This is a genomic window from Thiogranum longum, assembly GCF_004339085.1.
Taxonomy (GTDB): domain Bacteria; phylum Pseudomonadota; class Gammaproteobacteria; order DSM-19610; family DSM-19610; genus Thiogranum; species Thiogranum longum.
Genome location: NZ_SMFX01000001.1, coordinates 1731599 through 1748477 on the forward strand (window position 1 = coordinate 1731599; position 16879 = coordinate 1748477).

The following is a 16879-nucleotide window of genomic DNA, read 5'->3' on the forward strand; positions in this document are numbered from 1 at the left end:
TGGCCCGATGTTACTGGGCGGTACCGCTGACTTCGACGAATTCGTCATCCTTGCTGCCGCCGACCTGCGCCATGGTGCTGCGACCTTCTTCAACAGCATCTGCCACACCCTGCACATAAAGCTGGATGGCACGAATGGAGTCGTCGTTGCCCGGAATCACGTAATCGACATTGTCCGGCGAGTTATTGGTATCAACCACACCAACGACCGGGATACCGAGCTTCCTGGCTTCGGCAATCGCAATCTTCTCGTGACCAACATCAACCACAAACATGACGTCGGGCAGTCGGTTCATGTCCTTGATGCCACCCAGACTGCGAGACAGCTTGTCTTTCTCGCGCGTCAGCATCAGGGCTTCTTTCTTGTTCAGCTTCTCGAAGGTGCCGTCCTGCTCCATCGCCTCAAGATCCTTCAGGCGTTTGATAGACTGGCGTACGGTCTTGAAGTTGGTGAGCATGCCGCCCAGCCAGCGATGATTGACATAGGGCATTTTGCAGCGCTCGGCTTCGGTGCGAATGGTGTCGCGTGCGGAACGCTTGGTGCCTACGAACAGCACGATGCCCTTGTTGGCCACCATCTTGCCGATGAAATTAAGCGCATCCTGGTACAGCGGAAGCGTCTTTTCCAGATTAACAATGTGGATTTTGCTGCGTTCGCCGAAAATGTACGGGGCCATTTTCGGGTTCCAGAAACGGGCCTGATGGCCGAAATGTACGCCTGCCTCAAGCATCTGGCGCATGGTTACACTAGACATAATAAACCTCTTTGTAAGGGTTGGGCCTCCATACGTCCCATAACAGTAACCCGCGGATGGCTCTCGCCATGCCGAAGGCACCCAACTGTATGTGCCGACGTATGTGTGGATTCAAGTTACCGGGCAGCGGAAGATTCCGACTACCCTGTTAACAAGCCGCGTTTTATACCATACACTAGGCGTAACAGCAATTATTCCGGCCACTTAGGCCCCCTATATCTCACGTCTGACCGATCAGCCAGCGCTGCCGGACACGGCAGCGACAGGAAACCATGAGCATATCTATAAAAACCCCCGAAGAGATTGAAAAAATGCGTGTCGCCGGCCGCCTCGCCGCCGAGCAACTCGAAATGATCGAACCCTACGTCCGTGCCGGCGTCACCACCGATGAACTCGACCAGATCTGTCATGACTACACAGTGAATGTTCAGGACGCCATCCCCGCCCCACTCAACTATCGCGGCTTCCCGAAATCCATCTGCACCTCGGTAAACCACCAGGTCTGTCACGGCATTCCCGGCAACCGAAAACTCAAGAATGGTGACGCGCTCAACATCGATATCACCGTGATCAAGGATGGCTTCCACGGCGACACCAGCAAGATGTTTTTTGTCGGGGAACCCACTGTCATTGCCAGGCGCCTTGCCGACACAGCCTATGAGTGTATGTGCACGGGTATTCGCCTGGTAAAGCCCGGCACACGTCTCGGTGATATTGGCCACGCAATCCAGCAACTGGCAGAAAGCCGGAACTTTTCTATCGTGCGCGAATACTGCGGTCATGGGATTGGCCGGGAATTCCATGAAGATCCCCAGGTACTGCACTACGGCAAGCCCGGCACCGGCGCCGTACTGCAACCCGGCATGACCTTTACCATCGAACCCATGCTCAATGTGGGTAAACGGCACACCAAGGTGTTGAAGGATGGCTGGACCGTGGTCACCAAGGATCACAGCCTGTCGGCCCAGTGGGAACACACCATCCTGGTGACGGAAAATGGCTATGAAGTTCTCACCCTGCGCAAGGGTGAAAACATATGATGAGTCCGGACGACAGCGACACTCGCTCTATCACTCGCCTGTCGAGTGACATAGTCGTTGGCTGGTTCGATCTCGACGCACTGGACCAGGCATTCAACGGCGACACGCTGTCACCCGCTGATGTCCGCGCATTTCTTAAAGGCGCCAATGAGCATCTTATGACCCGCTTCGATGAAGGGGCTGATATCGAAGACCTGATTTTTGCGCGCAGCTGGCTGGTCGACCAGGTACTGATTCGCTGCTGGAACACAAAACTTGCGACGCTCGACGGCTCACTGGTTGCCGTGGGCGGCTATGGGCGCGCCGAGCTTTTACCAGGATCCGATGTCGATATCATGATTCTGCTGGCACAGAACGAAGACACTGAAACTGCCGGGGCCCTAGAAGCCTTCCTCATGCTGCTCTGGGATATTGGCCTGGAAGTCGGACACAGTGTACGCACATTGAAAGATTGCCAGGAACAGGCGCGCGCCGACATTACTGTTGCCACCAACCTGATGGAAGCACGCCTGCTGTGTGGTAATGAAGCCCTTTTCGATGACATGAGACGGCTCACTGGGTCTGACCACGTGTGGCCCGACCGCGACTTCTTTACTGCCAAGCTTGAGGAACAACGTGCCCGCTACAATAAATTTGACGACGCTGTCTACAACCTGGAACCCAATGTCAAGGAAGGGCCCGGCGGATTACGTGACGCACAGATGATCGGCTGGGTATTCAAACGCCACTTCGGCACCGAGGATCTCGGAGAACTGGTAGAGCGCGAAGACATCACGCCAGGTGAATATGAAACCCTGATGCAGGGGCAGCGTTTTTTATGGAAAGTCCGCTTCGGTCTGCACCAGATTACCGGCCGTCGCGAAGACCGGCTGCTGTTCGATCACCAGCGCACACTGGCACAGAACTTCGGATATACCGACCACGACCACAAACTGGCGGTCGAATGGTTCATGAAAGACTACTACCTGACCATCCAGTCGCTCAGCCGGCTGAACGAAATGTTGCTGCAACTGTTGCAGGAAATCATTCTCTACGAGGATGACCACAGCAAGGCGACGCCACTGAACCGGCGTTTCCAGGTACGCAAGGGATTCCTCGAAGTCACCGGGAATAATGTCTTCCGGCGCTACCCCTTTGCCCTGCTGGAACTGTTCCTGCTCATGCAGCAGCACAGCGAGATCAAGGGTGTGCGCGCATCGACAATTCGTCTGGTACGCGATCACCTGCATCTGATCGACGATGATTTCCGTAAGGATATTCGTGCCCGCAGCCTGTTCATGGAGATCTTTCGCCAGCCAACCGGCCTGACTCACGAACTGCGGCGCATGAACCGCTATGGCGTACTGGCCGCCTACTACCCCAAATTTGAACTTATCGTCGGACAGATGCAGCACGACTTGTTCCATGCCTATACCGTCGACGAACACACACTGTTTGTGGTGCGTAACCTGCGCCGGTTTTCGGTGCCGGAAATGGCGCACGAGCTTCCCAAGTGCAGCCGCATCGCAGCGGAAATCCCAAAACCCGAGCTGCTTTACCTGGCCGCGTTTTTTCATGATATCGCCAAGGGTCGTGGCGGGAACCATGCAGAACTGGGGGCAGAAGACGCCTACACTTTTCTCAAGCAACACGGGCTAAGTGAATATGACTGCAAACTCGTCTCGTGGCTGGTACGCAGCCACTTGCTGATGTCCCAGATTGCACAGCGACGCGACATAACCGATCCGGACGTTATCCACGAGTTTGCCGCACAGGTTGGTGACCGCACCCGTCTGGATTACCTGTACCTGCTCACTGTTGCAGACATACGCGGCACCAACCCGACACTGTGGAATTCCTGGAAAGACGCCCTGTTCCGTGATCTGTACGACGCGACCAAGCGCGCCTTGCGTCGTGGACTTGAAAATCCACTACATCGCAATGAACTTATCAGCGATATCAAAAAAAGAGCCGCAGGAAAACTGGCGGAAGATTCAATTGATGTCACGTTGCTCGACAAGCTTTGGCAGGACTTGCCGGAAGACTACTTTATGCGCTACAGCGTCGATGAGGTGGTCTGGCATGCGAAAGCCATCCTCGGTGAAGGCAGCCTGGAAGGTGTACGTGTCGAACTATGCCCGAGGTCGGAACGGGGTGGCAGCGCATTATTCCTGTATACACCCGTAATTGACCGCCTGTTCAATCGAACTACCGCTCTCATCGACCAGATGGGGCTGACTATTACCGATGCACGTATTATCACATCCAGGCGCGGTTACGCGGTAAATACTTACCTGCTGCTGAACTCTGCCGGAGAACCGGTTGTTGACCGCTATGACGCTGAAGAACTGGTAACACTGATGAAACAGGAACTGCTGTCAGAAAGCGGCACTGTAAAGATCCCCTCGCGTCGCCCACCCAGGCGCATACGCCAGTTTCATATACCCACACAGGTCAGCTTCCACCAGGACGACGCACAGCGACGCACTATTGTCGAGCTCTTTACCACAGATTACCCCGGGCTTCTGTCACGCGTGGGCCAGGTCTTTTATGAGCTGGGTATTGTGTTGCAAAACGCCAAGATCGCGACCTTTGGCTCAAAGGCCGAGGATGTGTTTTTTGTAACTGACAGCAAGGGAAATGTTCTCGATACCGCAGCACAGGATGCTCTTCGCGAAGCGCTTGTGCAGGCGCTGGATCAACCCGTTTAAACCTTGAAGCATGCCCTGCCGGGATTATGGACAACAACCCGTAGCAAGCTGCATATACCACAGGGAGGGCTAGGGAAAACTATCCCCCTGTGTGCGTTGCACTTCCACCAGCTCAACACCATTCCCGTCAGGGTCACGGAAAAACACCGCGCGACGCCCTGAACGGCTGTGTGTGCAGTCCACGCCGGCCTGTTCGAGACGATCCAGAACAGGTCCAAGGTCACTGACCGCGAGCGCAGCATGACGATCTCGGCCTACATGCATGGGCCGGTCTGTTACCGGGTCGGGATTTGGCACCTGCAAAAGATGTATCTGCTGTTCACCAACCTCCAGCCAGGCACCCGGGTAGCCGATGTCGGGCCGCTGCGGGTCAGTGTCCAGCCTGAGGATATCGCGATAAAATTCCAGTGAGCGCTGTACATCCGCGACCACGAAACTGACATGGTGTATACCCAGCACTTCGCTCATGAGGTTTCCCCGATATGCTCGTGGGCCGCAAACCAGGCTGCAGCCAGAATCAGCGCGCCACCGGCCCACTCCTGCATCATCACCTGCTCGTCGGTCAGCAGAATAGAGGACACCGCACCGATCACCAACTCAAATAACAGGATCACCGCCGAACGGTGCACCGGCATATGTGTGACGCCATAAATAACGGTTACGGTCATAATGACGAAGCCGAACCAGCCCAGCATAGCCGCACCCAGCCATACAGAGCCTTCGACAACCGGCATGGGCTCGTGTACGACCAGAATCCACACTGCCGCAACCAGCACCACGCCCAGCCAGCTGGCCGATGCCTTGGCCGGCATGCCCGCGTGCTTCAGTTTACGCACCATCACATTGGCGAAAGCAAACGCCAGCCCTGAAGATGCCGCCATCCAGTCGGCCTCGTCACGTGGCCAGGGCAGGCCCAGCTGCGGGTTCCACAGCATGATGACTGCACCGGAAATGGCCAGTACAAACACCAGGAACCCGCTGGTACCCGGCCGTTCGCCGAGTATCAGCCAGCCCAGCATCAGTGCCCACAGGGGTGAAAGGTAGAACAGCAGCAGCACGCGTACCACGGTGCCATCGAGAATGGCGATAACGAACGCCACATTGCACCAGCCGACCGCCAGCGTCATCAATGCCAGTACCGGCCCCTCGCGCACCCATTCGCCGCGCGATTGCCACAACCAGGGCAGACCGATCAGAAAGGCAGCACCGTAACTGGACAATGACAGCCACAGACCCTGCAGGCCCTGGGCCTCCAGCAACCGCAGCGGGTACCAGACCAGGCCCCATAATGTGGCGGTCAATAACAGGCTGAAGACGGGTAAAAGCGGATGACTGCACGGTTTCATAAGATTGCGTATACTCTCGCCTTCATTTTTTCAGTCATCTCCACGCCATGAACCCCGATCTGTCACGCCTGCAACCCTACCCGTTCGAGCGCATGGCCAGGCTGCTTGCCGGCGTCACGCCGCCAGCCGGGCTGGAGACGATTCGCCTGTCCATCGGGGAACCCAAACACCCGACCCCCACATTCATCGCCGAAGCGATGATCGAGCACCTGCACGGCCTGTCGCTCTACCCGTCAACGCGCGGCACAGACACGCTGCGCACTGCGATCTGCAACTGGCTGACGTCACGCTTTGGCCTGCCGGCCAACAGCCTCGACCCGGAGCGTCACGCCCTGCCGGTCAACGGCACTCGCGAGGCGCTGTTTGCTATTGCCCAGTGCATGATCGACCGCTCACGCAATGCCGCAGTACTGATGCCGAACCCCTTTTATCAGATATACGAGGGCGCTGCACTGTTGGCCGGTGCCGCGCCGGTATTCGTCAATGCCACGGCCGACAGTCATTACCTGCCGGACTTCGCCGCTATCGGGGACTCAACATGGAAACGCTGCCAACTGCTCTATCTCTGCTCACCGGGTAATCCGACCGGTCGTATTATCGACAATGCTGCCATGCAGTCACTGATCGCACTGGCGGACAAGCATGATTTTGTCATAGTGTCCGACGAGTGCTACTCGGAAATCTACCTCGATGAGGACACGCCGCCGCCCGGTCTGCTCCAGGCCGCTGCGCAAATGGGCAACGACAGCTACAAAAACTGCCTGGTGTTTCATAGTCTGTCCAAACGCTCCAATGCACCGGGCCTGCGCTCAGGCTTCGTGGCTGGCGATGCCGATCTTATCCAGGCCTTCTTTCGCTACCGCACCTATCACGGCTGCGCCATGCCGCCTGCCACACAGGATGCCAGTATCCGCGCCTGGCTCGACGAAGCGCACGTAGTGGAAAACCGTCGCCTGTACCGGGAAAAGTTTTTGGCAGTTGCAGATATACTGTCACCGGCGATGGAGATTGACATACCACCGGCGGGTTTTTATCTCTGGCAGCGTACCCCGCTCGATGACTGCGAATTTTCCCGTGAGCTGTATCGCCAGCAGAACGTCGTTGTTCTGCCCGGCAGTTACCTGTCGCGTGACACCCGCGATGGCAACCCGGGACACAACCATGTGCGTATGGCGCTGGTTGCACCACTCGATGAGTGCGTCGACGCCGCACAAAGAATCCGAACCTTTACCGAACAGTTATAACCGTTTCAGGAGACCGCTATGAGCGACTTGCAAGCCACGATCGAAGAAGCCTTTGAACGACGTGCCGATATTACCCCGCGTACCGTCGAAACCCACGTCAAGGAAGCCACCCTTGAAGCGATTCGCATGCTGGATAGCGGCGAAGCCCGCGTGGCGGAAAAGAAAGAGGGTGACTGGGTAGTCAACGACTGGCTGAAAAAAGCCGTGTTGCTGTCGTTCCGCATCGAGGACAACGAATTCATGAAGGGTGGCTTCACCAATTACTATGACAAGGTGAAATCAAAGTACAGCGATTACAATGCCCGCGAATTTCGCGCCGGTGGTGTGCGTGTTGTACCCCCCGCAACAGCGCGCTTCGGTTCCTATATCGCACCCGGTGTGGTGCTGATGCCCTCCTACGTCAACATCGGTGCCTATGTCGATTCCGGCACCATGGTCGACACCTGGGCCACGGTCGGCTCCTGCGCACAGATCGGCAAGAATGTTCACCTGTCCGGCGGTGTCGGTATCGGTGGTGTGCTGGAACCGGTACAGGCCGCACCGACCATTATCGAAGACAACTGCTTCATCGGCGCACGATCGGAAGTTGTCGAAGGTGTCATCGTCGAGGAAGGCTCGGTGATCTCCATGGGGGTCTATATTGGCCAGAGCACGCGTATCTATGACCGCGAAAAAGATGAGGTCACCTATGGCCGCATCCCCGCCGGCTCTGTGGTGGTATCCGGCAACCTGCCTTCGAAAGACGGAAAATACAGCCTGTACTGCGCGGTCATCGTCAAGAAGGTTGATGCCAAAACGCTGGGCAAGGTCGGTATCAACGAACTGCTGCGAAACATCTGATTAATCCGTCATACCGGCAAAGGCCGGTATCCATCTCATTGAAACAACTGGATGCCGGCCTGCGCCGGCATGACGGAAGCACACGGATTGTAAAATGATTGCGATTTACGGCATAAAAAACTGTGACACCATGAAGAAAGCCATGCGCTGGCTTGACGAGCACGGTGTGGAGTACCGTTTCCATGATTACCGGAAAGACGGGCTGGATGCGAAACAGCTGAAGGCCTGGGAGAAAGAACTCGGCTGGGAGCAGTTGCTCAACCGCCGCGGCCAGCTGTGGCGCAAGCTGCCGCAGTCGGCACGTGACAATATCGACCGCGAAACCGCACTGAAATGCATGTTGGATAACCCCGGCATCATCAAACGCCCGTTACTGGACACAGGAGAACATCGGGTACTCGGGTTTAACCCGGAACAATACCAGTCTCTGTTTGCATAATCCCGGGGCATCCGGGTACCGGGCAGTATATACAGAGCAAGCTGGTGCTACAGCATCCACATCAAACCCGGTACACTGTGACTCATGTCAAACACACTCGAACTCGCAAAAGACCTGATTGGCCGCGCCTCGGTAACACCGGAAGACGCCGGTTGCCAGGCACTCATGCAACAACGCCTGCAAGCCATCGGTTTCACAGCCGAAGATCTGCCATTCGGTGAAGTGAAAAACTTCTGGGCACGGCGTGGCAACAGCGCACCGCTGGTTGTATTCGCCGGTCACACCGACGTCGTCCCGACCGGGCCACTGGAAGACTGGACATCAGACCCCTTCCAGCCGGAAATTCGTGACGGCATGTTGTACGGCCGTGGCGCCGCTGACATGAAAGGTTCGCTGGCCGCCATGATCACCGCCTGTGAAACCTTTACAGAGGCACACCCTGACCACCAGGGTTCGATCGGCTTTCTCATTACCAGTGATGAAGAAGGACCCTCTATCAACGGCACCGTAAAAGTTGTCCAGCACCTGGTAGAGAATGGAGTACAGATAGACATGTGCCTGGTTGGCGAACCTTCCAGCACAAGGCAACTCGGCGACATGGTGAAGAACGGCCGCCGCGGATCACTTAATGGCAAACTCACGGTACACGGCAAGCAGGGACATGTGGCCTACCCGCACCTGGCTGTAAACCCGATACACCTGGCAGCTCCGGCGCTGGCAGAACTGGCAGCCATTGAATGGGACCAGGGCAACGACCACTTCCCGCCGACCAGCTTCCAGGTTTCCAACATCCATTCCGGCACAGGTGCGGAAAATGTAGTCCCCGGTGAATTGCAGGCCATGTTCAACCTGCGCTACTCCACGGAACTGACCGAACAGCAGATTCGTGAACGGGTCTGTGAAGTGCTGGACAGTCACGGGCTGAACTACAACATCGACTGGCGGCTGTCCGGTGAACCGTTCCTGACGCCTGAAGGCGAACTGCTGGATGCCGCACAACGTGCGATTCGTGAAGTTGCGGCGATAGAAACGGAATTATCCACCAGCGGTGGTACGTCGGATGGCCGGTTTATCGCTCCCACCGGCGCGCAGGTACTGGAACTGGGGCCGGTGAACGCCACGATTCACCAGGTCAACGAGTGTGTTGCCGTCGAATCACTGGACCGGCTTTCCGACATTTACACGGTTATGTTGCGAAATCTGTTAACGTGAGCCTGTCGGAGATTGCTTCGCTGCGCTCGCAATGACGGGGGAAATGGATAGTGGATTTCACTTTACGAAAATACCTGCTGATTTTCCTGCTCACACCCTTGCTGGGTGCCTGCAGTATGGGACAAATGGTCGCCCGCACCTCGGTCTCCATCATGGATGGCGCTGTCGAGGCGATGAACCGTGAAACTGACCTGGTACTTGCAGAAGCCGCCATCCCCGCCAATATCAAGCTGATTGAAGGCCTGATTGCTGAAGACCCCGGTAACCCCGTACTACTCGCCAACGCGGCACAAGGCCTGTACGGGTACGCTTTTGGTTTTACCGAACTGCAAGACAGAAAACGGGCAGAAGCCCTGTACCAGCGCTGCACCGATTATGGTTTTCGTGCCCTGCACAGCTTTGGTGTCGAAATCGATTTACACAAGGCCAGTACCGACACTATAGACAAGGCCGTTTCGCGGCTTGGTCGCAATGCTGTTCCCGCCCTGTTCTGGACGGCCTCCTGCTGGGCAAAACAAATCGATCTCAACCGCACCGAACCCGCGCGCCTGGCCGAGCTTGGCAGTACGGAACGCCTGATGCAGCGTGTCCTGGAACTGGAACCCGACTACTTTGCCGGTAGTGCTTATGGCTACTACGGTGTCTACTACGGCAGCCGCGCACCCATGCTTGGGGGAAACTTTGACCTTGCGGAGAAAAACTTTTCGGCTGCACGCGCTGTCACACAAGGCAAGCTGCTGATATTTGATGTCCTTCAGGCTGAATACCTTGAACGCCAGCGCCTGAACCAGTCACGTTTTCACAGCCTGCTGGAGGGTGTCGTCAACACCCCTGCCGGGACTTACCCGGACATGGCGCTGATCAACCAGATAGCGCGCGCACGAGCACGTTACCTGCTCGGCCTTGAAAAGGAGTGGTTCTGATGAGGCGCAGTTTCATAGTATTAAACTGGTTGCTGTTTGCTGCGCTTCTTCCCTTTTGTGCAACAGCCGGTACCACGCACGTTATCAAATTTGCCACACTCGCACCCCCCGGTACGACCTGGATGAATATCCTTGAAGAATGGGGGCAGGAAGTTAAAACCCGCAGCAAGGGACGCCTGGTTTTCAAATTCTATCCTGGTGGCGTACAGGGGGATGAACCCGACGTGCTGAAAAAGATGCGCTTCAACCAGTTGCAGGGTGGCGCCTTTACCGGCTATGGCATCGGGCGCATGTACTCACCGGCACGCGTCCTGGAACTTCCCTTTCTGTTTAATGATATTGATGAAGTCGACCTGGTCCGACGCCACTTCACAAAGACCTTCCAGCAGGGGTTCCATGACAATGGCTATGAACTGCTCGGCTGGATGGAAGTCGGCTTCATCCACATGTTTTCAACCGAACCGATACGCTCGCTGGAAGATATGCGTTCTCGCCGGGTCTGGCTATGGCAGGGCGACCCGATTGGTCAGGCATTTTTTCAGGCCAGCGGCATATCACCTGTCCCGCTTTCCATTATCGACGTCTACACCAGTCTTTCCACAGGCCTGATCGATACTGTCTACGCACCACCACTGGGTGCCATTGCCCTGCAATGGTTCACCAAGACCAGATATATCAGCAGCATCCCGCTGACGAACGGGATGGGAGGTCTCATAGTGACACGCCGGTTTGTTGACCGACTGCCGAAAGACTTGCAGGCCCTGCTGCGCGAGACCGGCAACAGCTATGGAGAGAAACTGGTGGCTGCAACACGTGTCGACAATGCAAAGAGTATTGATGAACTCAAAAAACGCGGCCTGGAGTTTATCGAACCGGATGAAGGCATGAGCGATGCCGAATTGCTGGCGCTGCGTAACCGTGCGGCAGATGCGCTGATTAAATCGAATTACATCCCTGCCAGCGTGTTCGAACAAACGCGAAAACTCCTGGACCAGCACAGGCATGCCCGTGCAACAGCAGGTACCCCCGCCCCCTGAAACATCATCCGGGTCAGTGATACCATGAAACTCCTGAGCCTTATTCGAGACAGACTGCTGCAGCTGGAACTACTGTTCGCAGCCGCCAGCCTGTTACTGCTTCTGGTCCTTGCAGTGGCACAAATTATCGCGCGCAATGCCTTTGATGCAGGTATTACACAAGCTGACACCCTGACCCGCTACCTTGTCCTGTATGTCACCTTCTTCGGCGCCACGCTTGCCGTTGACCGTAACCGCCACATCAAGATTGATGTTGCCTGTACACTGTTATCCACACGAACACAGGCGCACCTGTATCGTCCACTACGTGCGCTGGCCGCTGTTATCTGCATGTTCTTCGCAGACGCGTCCATCCGCTTCTGGCGGGATGAGTGGACCTATGCGCAGGACTATGAGCGCTGGCAGGTTATTGTCGGACTGATTCTCCCGGTCGGTTTTGTCTTACTGACCATTCACTTCCTGCTTGCAGCGCTGCTGGGCCCGGATGACGACGCATGCCGTTTGCCGTAGCGGCCATTATCATGCTTGCCCTGTTCGGGCTGCCGTTGTTTGCGGTGCTGGGCGCAGGCAGCCTGCTGTATGCACACTACAGTGAGCTGGACAGCGCACTGCTGATCGTCGAGCTGAACCGGCTGGCATCCTCACCCAACCTGACTGCCATCCCGCTATTTACCCTGGCGGGCGTCATCCTGTCTTCCGGTGGCGCACCACAGCGATTGATACGCCTGTTTAATGCACTGCTTGGCTGGCTACCCGGTGGCCTGTCCATTGTCGCCATTGCTGCCTGTGCTTTCTTTACCTCTTTTTCCGGTGCATCGGGAGTAACCATACTTGCACTTGGGGGGTTGCTGTACCCGGTGCTGATGAAAGTCCATTACCCGGAACGATTTTCACTTGGCCTGTTGACAACATCCGGCTCACTGGGACTTTTGTTCCCCCCGAGTCTGGCAATCCTTCTGTACGGTGTGGTCGCCGGTGTGAATATCGATGACCTGTTCCTTGCCGGTATTGTGCCCGGGCTGACCCTGATGGTTATGCTCGGAGTTTACGCTGCCTTTGTAGGGTCACGCTTCAGCGTTCCACACCACCCATTTTCATGGCACATACTGGGCCGCGCCCTGCACAGTGGCCTGGGTGATGTGTTGCTGCCGGTACTGATCGTGACAGGTATCTTTGGCGGTTACGTCACTGTCAGTGAAGCCGCAGCCTGTACCGCACTCTACGTCCTGGTACTGGAAAGCCTGGTTCACCGGTCCATCTCATTACGCAAACAGCTGATCCCCCTGCTGGGTGATACCGCAGTACTGGTTGGCAGTATTCTTATAATCCTTGGCGTGGCCATGGGTCTGACCAACCTGCTGATTGACGCACAACTGCCCATGCGATTGCTGGAATGGATGGAGACCAGCATAGACACTCCGCTCAAGTTCCTGCTGTTGCTGAACCTGTTCCTGCTGGCAGTTGGTGCAATGATGGATATCTTTTCCGCGACCGTGGTTGTCGTTCCACTGATTCTTCCACTTGCGCAGCGCTTCGGTATCGACCCGGTTCACCTCGGTGTCATTTTCCTCGCCAACCTGGAAATCGGCTATTCCACACCACCGGTCGGTATCAACCTGTTTATCGCCAGTCAACGTTTCGAAAAACCGGTGCTCACCCTGTTCCGTTCGACGTTCCCCTTCCTCCTGCTGATGCTGGTGTGGCTCGGGATAGTCACTTATGTTCCGGTGTTGTCGCTATGGTGGCAGTAGCCCTGCCGGCGATTCCCTGGATATCGCTTTTTTTGTCAAATACCCGGGGAAACCTGTTTATTTTTTTTGTTCAGTCTTCAATGCAGCAATCGCTTCATCCAGCGCTTTTGAAACACCCTGTTCAATCTCGCGTGCAACGTCCAGTGCCTTGCTGTCGGCTGCGATGACCGTTGGTCGTGTAAACAGGACGCGTGTATTACCGTCTTTCTGTACCAGCGTGATATGCAACGGGCACAACGCCAGCATATCCGGGTCAGCGTTACTCACCGCATTGGCGTACCAGCCATTACAAAAGATCATGGAACGGATGCCTTCCAGCCCGTTACGGTTGTAGTCCTTACCCCAGCGTTCGGCGAAGTGGCTGAGATTTTTCTGGATATCAGGCTCAAAAACCACAAAGAACCGGTTATCTTCAAGCGATTTATAGACCACATCATAAGATGTCTCGAGGTCTTTTCCGGTTTCCCATACCAGAACCGTGCGCTCTGCCTGAACAGTCTGCGCAATAAACAAGAAGGCTAGCAGGCACAACCGGTAAAATTTCATTTCAGTAACTCCTGTTAAAAATGCGCGCAGCAAGAAATCATGGCTCAGTAATTAACCGCCAGCAAGCCCATATCAAAATTGCCCGGCTGCATGGGGATGCGCATATGGTGTCCACTGCCCGGCGCCACATCGACAGCCTGTCCGTTCCGGTTATGCATTTCGGTCAGTGTGAAGGTGCGGTTACCTTCCGGCAGGATCAGTTCCAGCTCATCCCCCACGGAAAAACGGTTTTTGACAATCACTTCCAGCATGCCGTTGTCGGCATCATATTTGCCCAGCTCACCGACGAAGCGCTGCTGCTCGCTTTTAGAATGATTGTCCAGGTAGTTCTGGTAATCCTGCTCGTGGTGGCGCTGAAAAAATCCATCGGTGTAACCGCGGTTGGCCAGATTTTCCAGCTTGCCGAGCAGTGTTGGATCAAATGAACGGCCGGCCACAGCATCGTCAATCGCCTTGCGATATACCTGTGCCGTGCGTGCGGCATAGTAGTGGGACTTGGTACGCCCTTCTATCTTCAGGCTGTCAATGCCCATATTCACCAACCGCTCGACATGCTCGACTGCACGCAGGTCTTTGGAGTTCATTATATAAGTGCCGTGCTCGTCTTCCTCCACGGCCATCAGTTCACCGGGGCGGTTCGCTTCTTCGACAAGGCTGACCCTTGGTGTTATTTCTTCCGGCTCTACTGTGACCGGAATCAAATTCCCGGCATCATCTTCAGCTGCCTCGCTCACCTTGTAATCCCAGCGGCAGGAATTTGTACAGCTTCCCTGGTTGGCATCACGGTGATTGAAATAACCCGACAACAGGCAGCGGCCGGAGTAGGCAATACACAACGCACCGTGAACAAAAACCTCCAGCTCTATATCCGGGCATTGCTGGCGAATTTCCTCGACCTGGTCCAGCGACAACTCGCGTGACAGGATGATGCGTTTGACGCCGATCTGCTGCCAGAATTTCACGCTGGCATAGTTCATGGTATTGGCCTGCACTGAAAGGTGGATCGGTATGTCGGGCCAACGTTCGCGCACCATCATGATCAGGCCGGGATCCGCCATAATAATCGCATCCGGCTGCAGTGCGATGACCGGTTCCATGTCATGAATGAACGTACTGACCTTGCTGTTGTGCGGCAAAACGTTGCTGGCAAGAAAAAATGCCTTCCCCGCCGCATGGACAAACGCTATCCCTTCGGCCAGACGCTCAAGCGTACTGAAATCATTGTTGCGTACACGCAGGCTGTAACGCGGCATGCCCGCATAAACGGCATCGGCACCATACGTAATCGCATAGCGCAGGTTTTTGAACGTGCCGGCAGGGGCAAGGAGTTCCGGGGTTTTCATACGATCAGCTCATACAACAGGCTTTGGGGTGCGCATTCTACTGCTTCGGGCAAATTACCGGAAGCTGTTTCAGCATAACTATATTCGACATTAATAGTAGTTTATATATCATTGGTTATATTAGTTATTTTATAAGTTTTTTTCATAAGATCTGTTGCACTGCAAATAATGCCTGTAACACAGGGAATATTTCCATGCCCGAAGCTCTCTATTTTAGATGAAATACAAGATAATACCGGGCCTGTAAGACTTGATCTGTGGCCATAATTCAAGCGACCTGCTATCCCCAGGAGAGAGTTCAATGACAAAAAAACCGATATCATTTGTAATTGCTTTTGTAATTTACAGCTTGCTGGCCTTCGGCAGCCACAATGTTTCTGCCGCTGAGTACCCGCTCCAGCAGAAACTGGAGCAATGTGAAACCGCCTTCAAGGAATCACGCAGCAAGTCCGCTACCCGCGAACAGGCAGGGAAAGCGCGCGCCAAGCATTTCAAGCTGATGATCGAGATATTGCAACACATCAACGATGCCAATGTGAAGGCTGCTGATGAAGGACGGCCACTGACACCTGAAGAACTCAGCAACACTGTGCGTGTAATGGGTCACCTGGTCGAGATGCTTGCCAAGGACCACCTGGCACCAAAGGCGGACTGGTCTTACGTTTACTGATTTTTACGCCGTTAGATAACCGGTAACCCTCCGACACCGGAGGGTTACCGGGTTTCGGACCTGCCCGAACCTGTTCACTTTACTACCCGCCCCGTACAGCCCCATCCATCACCTGCAGCGCGGCGTCCCATGCTTCACCCTGATTACCATTCTCAGCCATTAACTCCATCAACCCATAGGCAAGCTTGCGGTGTTCGGGGGACAGATCCCGAAGTTTACGCAACATATACAGGTAACCGCTTTTTTCCATTCTCAGTGTACTGATGAGCGCATAAAGCTGCAGGCCCGCTCCGCTATGGGGATTTTCCTGAATGATATCGACGACCTGTTGTAGCAGATTTTCCTGCATGTCACACCTTCGGTTTGGGTTTGTCGGCGACGTTGTTGCGCAGATAAACGGGGCTGGCCAGTTCCGGGGAAACCATCTCACCTGCCTGGTACAGGACTGATGCCAGCCGTGCCACATCGGCTGCATGAGACTGCCAGTCAGAAAGGTTATCCGCTTCCGGCAAACCACATTGTCCTGACAACACATCGACGTAACTTTCCCAGCCGCTCCCGGCACCATACCAGTCATCACCAGCGGGCAACGGTACAAGGTCGGGCGCACAGACACATTCTTCGCCAATCAGTTCCGCGTTACCCCTGCCATCGAACCGGTAGGCTCCCCAGTAGACTTCCTTCATCCGCGCATCAACTGCAGCGAGTATATTTGCCTTGCCACTGGCTACATGTGCGCCATATGCCAGCGCCGCCAGTGTAGAGACAGGTACAACCGGCACATCGGCACCAAACGCGAGACCCTGCGTTACGCCGGCCGCAATACGCAAGCCGGTAAAGGAGCCCGGACCACGCCCGAAGGCAATTGCATCAAGCTGGCTGAGCGCAATACCTGCATCGGCCATCAGCGCCTCGGCCCACGGCAGTACCAGTGCAGCATGACGGCGTGGTGCGATTTCGAAACGTTCCGTCACTTCCCCGCCCTGGTACAGGGCAACGGAACAGGCCTCACCGGCAGTCTCGATGGCAAGCAGGCGCAGCATG

18 protein-coding genes are annotated in these 16879 nt (G+C 55.5%); 11 read left to right on the forward strand and 7 right to left on the reverse strand.

What is annotated here, in order from left to right; translation table 11 throughout:
- Positions 1 to 10: 10 nt before the first annotated feature.
- Complete coding sequence (gene rpsB / locus DFR30_RS08540) at positions 11 to 754, reverse strand: 30S ribosomal protein S2 (protein ID WP_132972294.1); 744 nt, start codon at positions 752 to 754, stop codon at positions 11 to 13.
- A gap of 272 nt (positions 755 to 1026) precedes the next feature.
- On the opposite strand from rpsB, the gene map reads away from it, so the two are divergent.
- Positions 1027 to 1794 carry a type I methionyl aminopeptidase gene (map, locus tag DFR30_RS08545; RefSeq protein WP_132972296.1) on the forward strand — a complete coding sequence of 256 codons (768 nt, stop codon included), beginning with the start codon at positions 1027 to 1029 and terminating at the stop codon, positions 1792 to 1794.
- The gene (gene glnD / locus DFR30_RS08550; protein WP_132972298.1) at positions 1791 to 4484 is read left to right on the forward strand and encodes a [protein-PII] uridylyltransferase; all 2694 of its coding nucleotides are present in this window, start codon (positions 1791 to 1793) and stop codon (positions 4482 to 4484) included. Before map ends, glnD begins: the two co-directional genes overlap by 4 nt.
- A gap of 69 nt (positions 4485 to 4553) precedes the next feature.
- Here the strand turns inward: glnD and DFR30_RS08555 are convergent, their stop codons facing one another.
- Positions 4554 to 4952, reverse strand: a complete 399-nt coding sequence (locus tag DFR30_RS08555; RefSeq protein ID WP_132972300.1) for a VOC family protein — start codon at positions 4950 to 4952, stop codon at positions 4554 to 4556.
- Complete coding sequence (locus tag DFR30_RS08560; RefSeq protein ID WP_132972302.1) at positions 4949 to 5830, reverse strand: DMT family transporter; 882 nt, start codon at positions 5828 to 5830, stop codon at positions 4949 to 4951. The genes DFR30_RS08555 and DFR30_RS08560 overlap by 4 nt, the downstream gene beginning before the upstream one ends.
- A 47-nt stretch (positions 5831 to 5877) precedes the next feature.
- Here DFR30_RS08560 and dapC point away from each other — a divergent pair, with 47 nt between their 5' ends.
- From dapC to DFR30_RS08600, 8 genes are all read left to right on the forward strand, one after another.
- On the forward strand, positions 5878 to 7074 hold the full coding sequence (dapC, locus tag DFR30_RS08565; protein ID WP_132972303.1) for a succinyldiaminopimelate transaminase: 1197 nt from the start codon (positions 5878 to 5880) through the stop codon (positions 7072 to 7074).
- A gap of 18 nt (positions 7075 to 7092) precedes the next feature.
- Complete coding sequence (dapD, locus tag DFR30_RS08570) at positions 7093 to 7914, forward strand: 2,3,4,5-tetrahydropyridine-2,6-dicarboxylate N-succinyltransferase (protein WP_132972305.1); 822 nt, start codon at positions 7093 to 7095, stop codon at positions 7912 to 7914.
- 94 nt (positions 7915 to 8008) lie between these two features.
- On the forward strand, positions 8009 to 8353 hold the full coding sequence (locus tag DFR30_RS08575; protein WP_132972307.1) for an ArsC family reductase: 345 nt from the start codon (positions 8009 to 8011) through the stop codon (positions 8351 to 8353).
- 84 nt (positions 8354 to 8437) lie between these two features.
- Positions 8438 to 9565 (forward strand): succinyl-diaminopimelate desuccinylase, encoded by a 1128-nt coding sequence (gene dapE, locus DFR30_RS08580; RefSeq protein ID WP_132972309.1) that lies wholly within the window; start codon positions 8438 to 8440, stop codon positions 9563 to 9565.
- A 50-nt stretch (positions 9566 to 9615) separates the two neighbouring features.
- Positions 9616 to 10488, forward strand: coding sequence for a TRAP transporter TatT component family protein (locus DFR30_RS08585; RefSeq protein ID WP_132972311.1), 873 nt, complete (start codon positions 9616 to 9618; stop codon positions 10486 to 10488).
- Positions 10488 to 11525, forward strand: coding sequence for a TRAP transporter substrate-binding protein (locus tag DFR30_RS08590; protein ID WP_132972312.1), 1038 nt, complete (start codon positions 10488 to 10490; stop codon positions 11523 to 11525). The genes DFR30_RS08585 and DFR30_RS08590 overlap by 1 nt, the downstream gene beginning before the upstream one ends.
- 24 nt (positions 11526 to 11549) lie before the next feature.
- Complete coding sequence (locus DFR30_RS08595) at positions 11550 to 12035, forward strand: TRAP transporter small permease (RefSeq protein ID WP_132972315.1); 486 nt, start codon at positions 11550 to 11552, stop codon at positions 12033 to 12035.
- On the forward strand, positions 12020 to 13276 hold the full coding sequence (locus DFR30_RS08600; protein WP_132972316.1) for a TRAP transporter large permease: 1257 nt from the start codon (positions 12020 to 12022) through the stop codon (positions 13274 to 13276). The genes DFR30_RS08595 and DFR30_RS08600 overlap by 16 nt, the downstream gene beginning before the upstream one ends.
- 57 nt (positions 13277 to 13333) lie before the next feature.
- Here DFR30_RS08600 and DFR30_RS08605 read toward each other — a convergent pair whose 3' ends face one another.
- Both DFR30_RS08605 and trhP read right to left on the reverse strand, forming a co-directional pair.
- The gene (locus tag DFR30_RS08605; protein WP_132972318.1) at positions 13334 to 13822 is read right to left on the reverse strand and encodes a DUF302 domain-containing protein; all 489 of its coding nucleotides are present in this window, start codon (positions 13820 to 13822) and stop codon (positions 13334 to 13336) included.
- A gap of 44 nt (positions 13823 to 13866) precedes the next feature.
- Positions 13867 to 15165: a prephenate-dependent tRNA uridine(34) hydroxylase TrhP gene (gene trhP / locus DFR30_RS08610; protein ID WP_132972320.1), complete on the reverse strand. Its 1299-nt coding sequence runs from the start codon at positions 15163 to 15165 to the stop codon at positions 13867 to 13869.
- Between the two features lie 301 nt (positions 15166 to 15466).
- Here trhP and DFR30_RS08615 point away from each other — a divergent pair, with 301 nt between their 5' ends.
- Entirely contained in the window at positions 15467 to 15835 is a 369-nt protein-coding gene (locus DFR30_RS08615) for a hypothetical protein (protein ID WP_132972322.1), read from the forward strand.
- An 82-nt stretch (positions 15836 to 15917) separates the two neighbouring features.
- Here DFR30_RS08615 and DFR30_RS08620 read toward each other — a convergent pair whose 3' ends face one another.
- Together DFR30_RS08620 and tsaB are read right to left on the reverse strand one after the other, a co-directional pair.
- Positions 15918 to 16184 carry a hypothetical protein gene (locus DFR30_RS08620; protein ID WP_132972325.1) on the reverse strand — a complete coding sequence of 89 codons (267 nt, stop codon included), beginning with the start codon at positions 16182 to 16184 and terminating at the stop codon, positions 15918 to 15920.
- A gap of 1 nt (position 16185) precedes the next feature.
- A complete protein-coding gene (gene tsaB / locus DFR30_RS08625; RefSeq protein ID WP_132972327.1) occupies positions 16186 to 16878 on the reverse strand; it encodes a tRNA (adenosine(37)-N6)-threonylcarbamoyltransferase complex dimerization subunit type 1 TsaB in 693 nt (230 codons plus the stop codon).
- Position 16879 lies beyond the last annotated feature (1 nt).

Excerpts from the sequence above, each read along its gene's own strand:
- rpsB (WP_132972294.1), bottom strand. The coding sequence starts at position 754 with ATGTCTAGTGTAACCATGCGCCAGATGCTTGAGGCAGGCGTACATTTC.
- map (WP_132972296.1), top strand. The coding sequence starts at position 1,027 with ATGAGCATATCTATAAAAACCCCCGAAGAGATTGAAAAAATGCGTGTC.
- glnD (WP_132972298.1), top strand. The coding sequence starts at position 1,791 with ATGATGAGTCCGGACGACAGCGACACTCGCTCTATCACTCGCCTGTCG.
- DFR30_RS08555 (WP_132972300.1), bottom strand. The coding sequence starts at position 4,952 with ATGAGCGAAGTGCTGGGTATACACCATGTCAGTTTCGTGGTCGCGGAT.
- DFR30_RS08560 (WP_132972302.1), bottom strand. The coding sequence starts at position 5,830 with ATGAAACCGTGCAGTCATCCGCTTTTACCCGTCTTCAGCCTGTTATTG.
- dapC (WP_132972303.1), top strand. The coding sequence starts at position 5,878 with ATGAACCCCGATCTGTCACGCCTGCAACCCTACCCGTTCGAGCGCATG.
- dapD (WP_132972305.1), top strand. The coding sequence starts at position 7,093 with ATGAGCGACTTGCAAGCCACGATCGAAGAAGCCTTTGAACGACGTGCC.
- DFR30_RS08575 (WP_132972307.1), top strand. The coding sequence starts at position 8,009 with ATGATTGCGATTTACGGCATAAAAAACTGTGACACCATGAAGAAAGCC.
- dapE (WP_132972309.1), top strand. The coding sequence starts at position 8,438 with ATGTCAAACACACTCGAACTCGCAAAAGACCTGATTGGCCGCGCCTCG.
- DFR30_RS08590 (WP_132972312.1), top strand. The coding sequence starts at position 10,488 with ATGAGGCGCAGTTTCATAGTATTAAACTGGTTGCTGTTTGCTGCGCTT.
- DFR30_RS08595 (WP_132972315.1), top strand. The coding sequence starts at position 11,550 with ATGAAACTCCTGAGCCTTATTCGAGACAGACTGCTGCAGCTGGAACTA.
- DFR30_RS08600 (WP_132972316.1), top strand. The coding sequence starts at position 12,020 with ATGCCGTTTGCCGTAGCGGCCATTATCATGCTTGCCCTGTTCGGGCTG.
- DFR30_RS08605 (WP_132972318.1), bottom strand. The coding sequence starts at position 13,822 with ATGAAATTTTACCGGTTGTGCCTGCTAGCCTTCTTGTTTATTGCGCAG.
- trhP (WP_132972320.1), bottom strand. The coding sequence starts at position 15,165 with ATGAAAACCCCGGAACTCCTTGCCCCTGCCGGCACGTTCAAAAACCTG.
- DFR30_RS08615 (WP_132972322.1), top strand. The coding sequence starts at position 15,467 with ATGACAAAAAAACCGATATCATTTGTAATTGCTTTTGTAATTTACAGC.
- DFR30_RS08620 (WP_132972325.1), bottom strand. The coding sequence starts at position 16,184 with ATGCAGGAAAATCTGCTACAACAGGTCGTCGATATCATTCAGGAAAAT.
- tsaB (WP_132972327.1), bottom strand. The coding sequence starts at position 16,878 with ATGCTGCGCCTGCTTGCCATCGAGACTGCCGGTGAGGCCTGTTCCGTT.